General features: G+C 70.7%; 5 protein-coding genes. 4 read left to right on the top strand and 1 reads right to left on the bottom strand.

The features are described from left to right. Together VMR86_00690 and VMR86_00685 are read left to right on the top strand one after the other, a co-directional pair. Positions 1–488 (top strand): hypothetical protein (locus tag VMR86_00690; GenBank protein HTO05549.1); only part of this gene is annotated, 488 nt, incomplete at its 5' end. A 4-nt stretch (positions 489–492) separates the two neighbouring features. Then, positions 493–792: a hypothetical protein gene (locus tag VMR86_00685; GenBank protein ID HTO05548.1), complete on the top strand. Its 300-nt coding sequence runs from the start codon at positions 493–495 to the stop codon at positions 790–792. Between the two features lie 729 nt (positions 793–1,521). Here VMR86_00685 and VMR86_00680 read toward each other — a convergent pair. Continuing rightward, on the bottom strand, positions 1,522–3,129 hold the full coding sequence (locus tag VMR86_00680; GenBank protein ID HTO05547.1) for a Na+/H+ antiporter: 1,608 nt from the start codon (positions 3,127–3,129) through the stop codon (positions 1,522–1,524). Positions 3,130–3,176: 47 nt separating this feature from the next. Here VMR86_00680 and VMR86_00675 point away from each other — a divergent pair, with 47 nt between their 5' ends. After that, entirely contained in the window at positions 3,177–5,807 is a 2,631-nt protein-coding gene (locus VMR86_00675; protein ID HTO05546.1) for an adenylate/guanylate cyclase domain-containing protein, read from the top strand. 10 nt (positions 5,808–5,817) lie between these two features. After that, a partial coding sequence (locus VMR86_00670; protein HTO05545.1) for an amidohydrolase family protein occupies positions 5,818–6,582 on the top strand: 765 nt, incomplete at its 3' end.

The following is a 6,582-nucleotide window of genomic DNA, read 5'->3' as shown; positions in this document are numbered from 1 at the left end:
TCCGGCCCGCCGAGCCGTGGGCCTTCTGGACCGCCGCCGCGGGCTCGCTGGTGCTGGCGCTCTGCGGCGTGCAGAACATCTGGGCGTTCACGACCGCGCACGACCAGGCCGAGCTGATGGCGAAGGCGCGCGTCGGCCTGGCGCCGATGGTCGCGATCCTCGGTCTCTACTACGTCTGGACCGCCTTCGAGGGCTTCCGCTACTACGGCATGATGAGGAAGCGCATGGCGCTCGGCCTGGCCGACGCCGTGGTGACCAACCGCTTCCTCCTGTGGGCGTTCGCCGGGATCGTCTCGTTCGCGTGGAACTCGGTGTCCGCCTGGTGCCTGGTGGCCGGGATCGACCTGCGCAGCGCGCTGCCGCTCCTCTCGACGTCGCTGGGCGGCTTCGCGAACACGGTCCTGCTGTTCCTGATCTTCATGCCGCCCGCCGCGTACACGCGCTGGGTGATGCGCTCCGCCCGGGGCGGCGCGCTGGCGCCGGCGTAACGCGATGGCCAACTCTGCGGCGTTCGACGCAGCTCACACCGCGCTCGAGAAGTCCTCCGGGATGGATCGCTGGGCTGCGCGCGGCGCCATCCAGCTCGCGCTGATGGACGCCGGGCTCGAGGCCAGCACGGTGAGCAAGGACCAGATGGCGGTGGTCGTCGAGAAGCTGCTGCCGCGCCAGCTGCAGAGCCAGAAGATCGGCGACGTGTCGGCGATCTGCGCCAAGATCCGCGACGCGCTGATGCTCCTGCGCGAGGACAAGGCAGTCGAGACCGCGGACAAGGTCTTCCAGCGCATGGCCTGAGCCGCGCGGTATGCTGCGCCGGGAGGTCCGGCGATGGCGCAGCGAACCGTTCAGGCCAACGGCATCGAGATCTGGTGCGAGGACTTCGGCGACCCGCGAAGCCCCAGAGCAAGAAGCGGTTGGTCACCACGGCGTCGGCCAGGCCGAGCGCCATGCGCTTCTTCATCATGCCGTAGTAGCGGAAGCCCTCGAACGCGGTCCAGATGTAGTACAGGCCTAGCACCGCGACGATCGGCGCCAGCCCGACGCGCGCGCGCGCCAAGATCTCGGCGGAGTCGGCGGTCGAGCAGAACGCCCAGATGTTCTGGATCCCGCTGACCGTGAGGATGGCCGAGCCCAGCACGGCGACGCGCAGCGCCCACGGCGCCGCCGGGCGGAACACCTTCGCGGTGAAGAACAGGTAGAAGCAGCAGCCGGACATCAAGAGCGTCTCGCCGAGCATGTACACCGGCACCGCCAGGGGGCGCGGCAGCATCGGCGCGGTCACGCACAGCGGGTAGCCCGTCGCCGGCGCGGTCACGTACGCGAGCCCGGCCAGGAGCTCGGGCACGCCGTGAGTGATCCGCGAACGCAGCAAGAGGCGAACACCGACGATGGCGCTCGCGACGGTGTAGATGACCAGGAACACGACGCTCAAGAGAAGCATGACGAGAGACTCCCCGAGGATGCCCCGCCGTATCGGCCGGCACTGGGGTAGAAGTGAAACGGACAGGCTCGTCGCCCGCGACGCTAGTCGCGCAGCGTCTCGACCCGGCGCAGCTCGGCCAGGCCGTGGCGCGCGGCTTCCAGGTCGAGCTCCGCCTCGAGCGCCAAGAGCACCTCGTCGCTGATCTGCTCGCGGTCGCGCAGCGCGTCGAGCGCGAGCCGCTCCGCCATCAGGCTCTCGAAGCGCGCGCGTTTGGCCGCGCGGTCGGCGAGCAGGCTCGACTCGCCGTCCGAAGCGCGGCGCAGCCGGTCCTGGTACTGCTCGCGCAACGCGCCGAGCGTAGCCGGCTCGGCCCAGGGCTCGGAGGCCAGCACCTCGAGCCGCTCCAGCGCGGTGCGCGCGGCATGCGCGCGCGCCTCGAGCTCCTCGTGCCGGGGGTCGCCGTCGCTGGGGAAGTGGAGCGCGCGCACCAGCGGCGCCAGCGTCAGTCCCTGCAGCACCAGCGTGCAGAAGATGACGGCGAACGTGATGAGCAGGAGCTCCGAGCGGTACGGGAAGGCCGAGCCGTCGGCGACCGTCAGCGGCAGCGCCATCGCCGCCGCGAGCGACACGATTCCGCGTAGCCCGGTCCAGCCGAGCAGGAAGAGCGCCCGCCAGGTCGGCATCGGGTCGCGGGCGCGCAGCGCGGGCGACAGCGCGCGCGGCAGCCAGGCGAACAGCGGCACCCAGACCAGCCGCACGGCGATCACCAGTGCGGCGAACAGCGCCCCGTGCAGCGCGACGGACCGGAGCCCGCCTGCGGGCACGTCGGCGGCGAGCCCGCGCAGCTGCAGGCCGATCCCGAGGAACAGCACGCCGTTCGCCGCGAACACGACCAGCTCCCACACCGGCTTCGCCTGCAGCCGCGCGCTCGGCGCGACGTCGGTCACCGATGCGCGGCGGAACGTGATCCCGCCCGCGACGCAGGCGAGCACGGCCGACGCGTGCGCGTACTCGGCGAGAATCCAGCCCAGATACGGCGCCATCAGCGTGATCAGGATCGCGGTGGGCGTGTCGTTCGTGATCCGCAGCGCGTACGCCGACCCGCGCCCGATCGCCCAGCCGAGCGCGACGCCCACGCTGGCGGCCAGCACGAACGCGAGCGCCGTCTCGCCGGGCGAGAACGCCGCCGCACCGATCGCGGTCGCGACGGCGCCGCGGTAGAGGATCAGCGCGGTCGCGTCGTTCACCAGGCTCTCGCCCTCGAGGATCGTCATCACGCGGCGGGGCGCGCCGAGCGCGCGCACGATCGAGGTCGCCGAGACCGCGTCGGGCGGCGAGACGATCGCGCCGAGCGCGATCGCCGCCGACCAGCACAGCCCCGGCATCAGCCAACGCGCGCAAACGGCGACCGCCGCGGTCGTCGCGAGCACCAGCCCCACCGCCAGCAGCGTGATCGGCCGCGCGTTCGCGCGGAAGTCGCGCAACGAGGTGAAGTACGCCGCCGACCACAGCACCGGCGGCAGGAACACGAAGAAGACCAGCTCCGGATCGAGCCGGAGCGAGGGCAGACCCGGCACGAAGCTGGCCAGGAGCCCGGCCAGCACGAGCAGCACCGGATAGGGGATCGGCAGCCGCCGCGCCGCCGACATGCCGAGCAGCACGACGGCCAAGAGCAAGAGGACGGTCTCGACGCTCTGGGCGGTGGTCACTTGCCCCGAACGTCGGACGCTCCCCGCCGCCGCGCAAGCGGGGTACCATGAGCGAGCCGCTACACCAGAGAGTGGAGAGCAGGGGGTCGGCCATGACGGAGCCCCGCAACCTGCCGGCGGGAACGGTCACGTTCCTGTTCACGGACATCGAGGGGTCGACCCGTCTGCTCCGGGACCTGGGGGATCGGTACGCGCGGCTGCTGGCCGACCAGCAGCAGATCCTCCGGAAGCTCGTCCGCGAGGGCGGCGGCGAGGAGGTCGACAGCCAGGGCGAGGGCATGTTCATCGTCTTCCGCCGCGCTCACGACGCGGTGAGCACGGCCGTGGCGTGCCAGCGCGCGATGGCCGCCCACGCCTGGCCCGGCGGGCGAAGCGTGCGGATCCGGATGGGGCTCCACACCGGCGAGCCCGAGCGGACGGACAGCGGCTACGTCGGCATCGACGTCCACCGCGCGGCGCGCATCTGTGCGGCGGGGCACGGGGGTCAGATCCTGCTGTCCCCGACCACGCGCGAGCTCTTGGCGGACGGCTTGCCCGACGGGGTCGCCCTCCGAGACCTGGGGATGCACGGTCTCAAGGACCTCGCGCAGCCCGAGCACCTGTTCCAGCTGCTCGTGCCCGAGCTGCCCAGCGAGTTCCCTCCGCTGCGCACGCTCGACACCCACCCCAACAATCTCCCGCGCCAGCTCACGAGCTTCATCGGCCGCGAGCGCGAGTGCGCCGAGTTGGAGCGGCTCCTCGCCGGCGCGGCGCTGCTGACACTCACCGGTGTCGGAGGCTGCGGCAAGACGCGCCTCGCGCTCCAGGTCGCCGCAGCGCAGCTCGAGCGCTTCCGCGATGGCGTGTGGGTGGTCGAGCTCGCATCATTGGGCGACCCAGGTCTGGTGAGCCGCGCGGTCGCCTCGGCGCTCGGCCTACGCGAGGTGTCCGGACGGCCGCTCGTGGCGTCACTCTGCGACTACCTGGCGACCAAGCAGCTGCTGCTCTGCCTGGACAACTGCGAGCACCTGCTCGGGGCCTGCGCGGAGCTGGTCGACAAGTTGCTGCGCGCCTCTCCGGGACTGCGGGTGCTCGCGACCAGCCGGGAAGGTCTGGGCATCGGTGGCGAGCAGATCTACTCGATCCCGTCGCTGCTGGGCTCGGACGCAGCGCGGCTGTTCGTCGAGCGGGCGCGCTTTCATCGGCCGCAGTTCGATGTGACCGCCGACAACACGGCCGTCGTGGAACAGATCTGTGACAGGTTGGATGGGGTCCCGCTGGCAATCGAGCTCGCGGCTGCGCGCGTGCGCGTGCTGTCTCTGACGGAGCTGTCGGCGAGGCTCGACGATCGCTTCAGGCTCTTGACCGGCGGCAGCCGCGCCGCGCTGCCGCGGCACCAGACCCTGCGCGCCGCGATCGAGTGGAGCTACGGCCTGCTGCCAGAGCCCGAGCGCGCCGTCTTGGGCGCCGCCTCGGTGTTCGCCAGCGGGTTCTCCCTGGATGCGGCGGAAGCGGTCTGCGCCAGCGCGGACGTCGCGCCGGAGCAGGTGCTCGAGCTGCTGACGCATCTGGTCGAGAAGTCGCTCCTCAACGTGACGGACCCGGGCGGGATGACGCGCTACGGCATGCTCGAGACCGTGCGGCAGTTCGCGCGCGAGAAGCTCGTCGACTCGGGCTCCGAGACCGCAGCGCGCTCGCGTCACCTGGCGTGGTGTCTGCAGCTCGCGGAGGCCGCTGCAGCGAAGCTCGAGACGAAGGATCAGCTGGTCTGGCTCGCGCGGCTCGACCGAGAGCACGACAATCTCCGAGCGGCGCTCGACTGGTCGATCGATCGCGAGTCGTCGGAGCCCGCCCTGTCTCTGACGACTGCGCTCGAGTCGTTCTGGTACATACGCGGTCACTGGTCCGAGGGGAAGGAGCGTCTCGAGGCCGCGCTCGGTCGCGTGGGAGCCTCCGAGCTTCTGGAGGCGAGGCTGAAGAACGGGATGGTGCTGCTCGCGGCCAACCTTGCATTGGAGCCCGAGCGGGTCGGGCGCCTGGTTGGCGAGGCACTCGAGATCTTCGAGCGCCTCGGCGACAGAGCGGGAGCGGCCAAGTCCCTCATGTACCTCGGCATCTTCGAAGAACAGAACCGGGTCGGCGACGGGGGGAAGACCCAGTACGAGGCATCGTTGGCCCTCTGGCGCGAGATCGGCGACCAGGCCAACGAGGCGCGTCTGCTCTTGCGCCTGGCAGGGGTGGCGGGCAATCGAGGCGAGGTCGAGCACGCGATTCGACTGCTTCAGGAAGGCCTCAGCACTGCCCGCGCCAGCGGAGACCGCTGGGTGCTGGGGCTCGCGCTCATCTTCAATTCGACCGGCTCGCGGCTCACTCGCGACCTGGATCGAGCGCAGTTGTTCGCCGAGGAGGCCCTGACTGTCGCGGTCGAGCTGGGTCACAGGATCTTCATCGCCAACAGCCTCCTCGGTTTGGCGGAGATCGCCGCCGCACGGGGCGAGAGTTCGCGTGCGGCTCGCCTTCTCGGCGCATATGAGCGGTTGATCGATCTTCTGGGTGGCCCCGGGAGCGGCATCGACCCGAGCGGGCTGCGATCAGCGGCACGGGATGCCCTCGGCGAGCCGGCGTTCGACACGGAGTTCGCCTGGGGCCGCGCACAGACGCTGGACCGGGCCGTCGCGTACGCTCTGGCGTCGGAGTAGCATGGGCGACATGAGCACCGCTTCCGACTCCCGCCCCTACGTCGTCATCTCGTCCGACACCCACGCCGGCGCCAGCATCCAGGCCTACCGCGAGTACCTGGACGACGCGCACAAGCAGCTCTTCGACGAGTGGCGCGGCGGCTACAAGAACCCGCAGCGCGAGCACATCGGCTCGAAGAAGCACAAGAACTGGGACGACGCCGAGCGCATGAAGGACATGCACGAAGAGGGCGTGGTCGGCGAGATCATCTTCCCGAACACCGTGCCACCCTTCTTCCGGACCAGCGTCCTGATCTGCGGCAACCCGTCGGTGGCCGACTACCCGCTCTGGCGCGAGGGCATCCGCGCGCACAACCGCTGGCTCGCGGACTTCTGCGCCGAGCACCCGGAGTCGCGCGCCGGCATCGGCCTGACCTACTTGAACGACATCGACGCCGCCATCGAGGACGTGCAGTGGATCACCAAGCACGGGCTACGCGGAGGTGTTTTGCTCCCGCACGTGCCACCCGACTGCACCCACATCAAGCCGCTCTACGCGCCCGACTACGACCGCTTCTGGGCGGTCTGCCAGGACCTGGGCGTCGTGCTCAACCACCACGGCGGCACCGGCTCGCCGGACTACGGGCCGTACAAGGTCTCGCTGCCGATCCGGCTGGTGGAGACCGGCTGGTTCTCGACGCGGAGCTACACGCACATGCTGCTCGGCGGCGTGTTCGAGCGCTTCCCCAAGCTGAGCTACATCGTCACCGAGTCGGGCTGCGCGTGGGTGCCGGCG

The sequence above is a fragment of the Myxococcota bacterium genome, assembly GCA_035498015.1.
Classification (GTDB): Bacteria; Myxococcota_A; UBA9160; order SZUA-336; family SZUA-336; genus VGRW01.
This window is presented reverse-complemented; position numbering and strand designations above follow the sequence as displayed.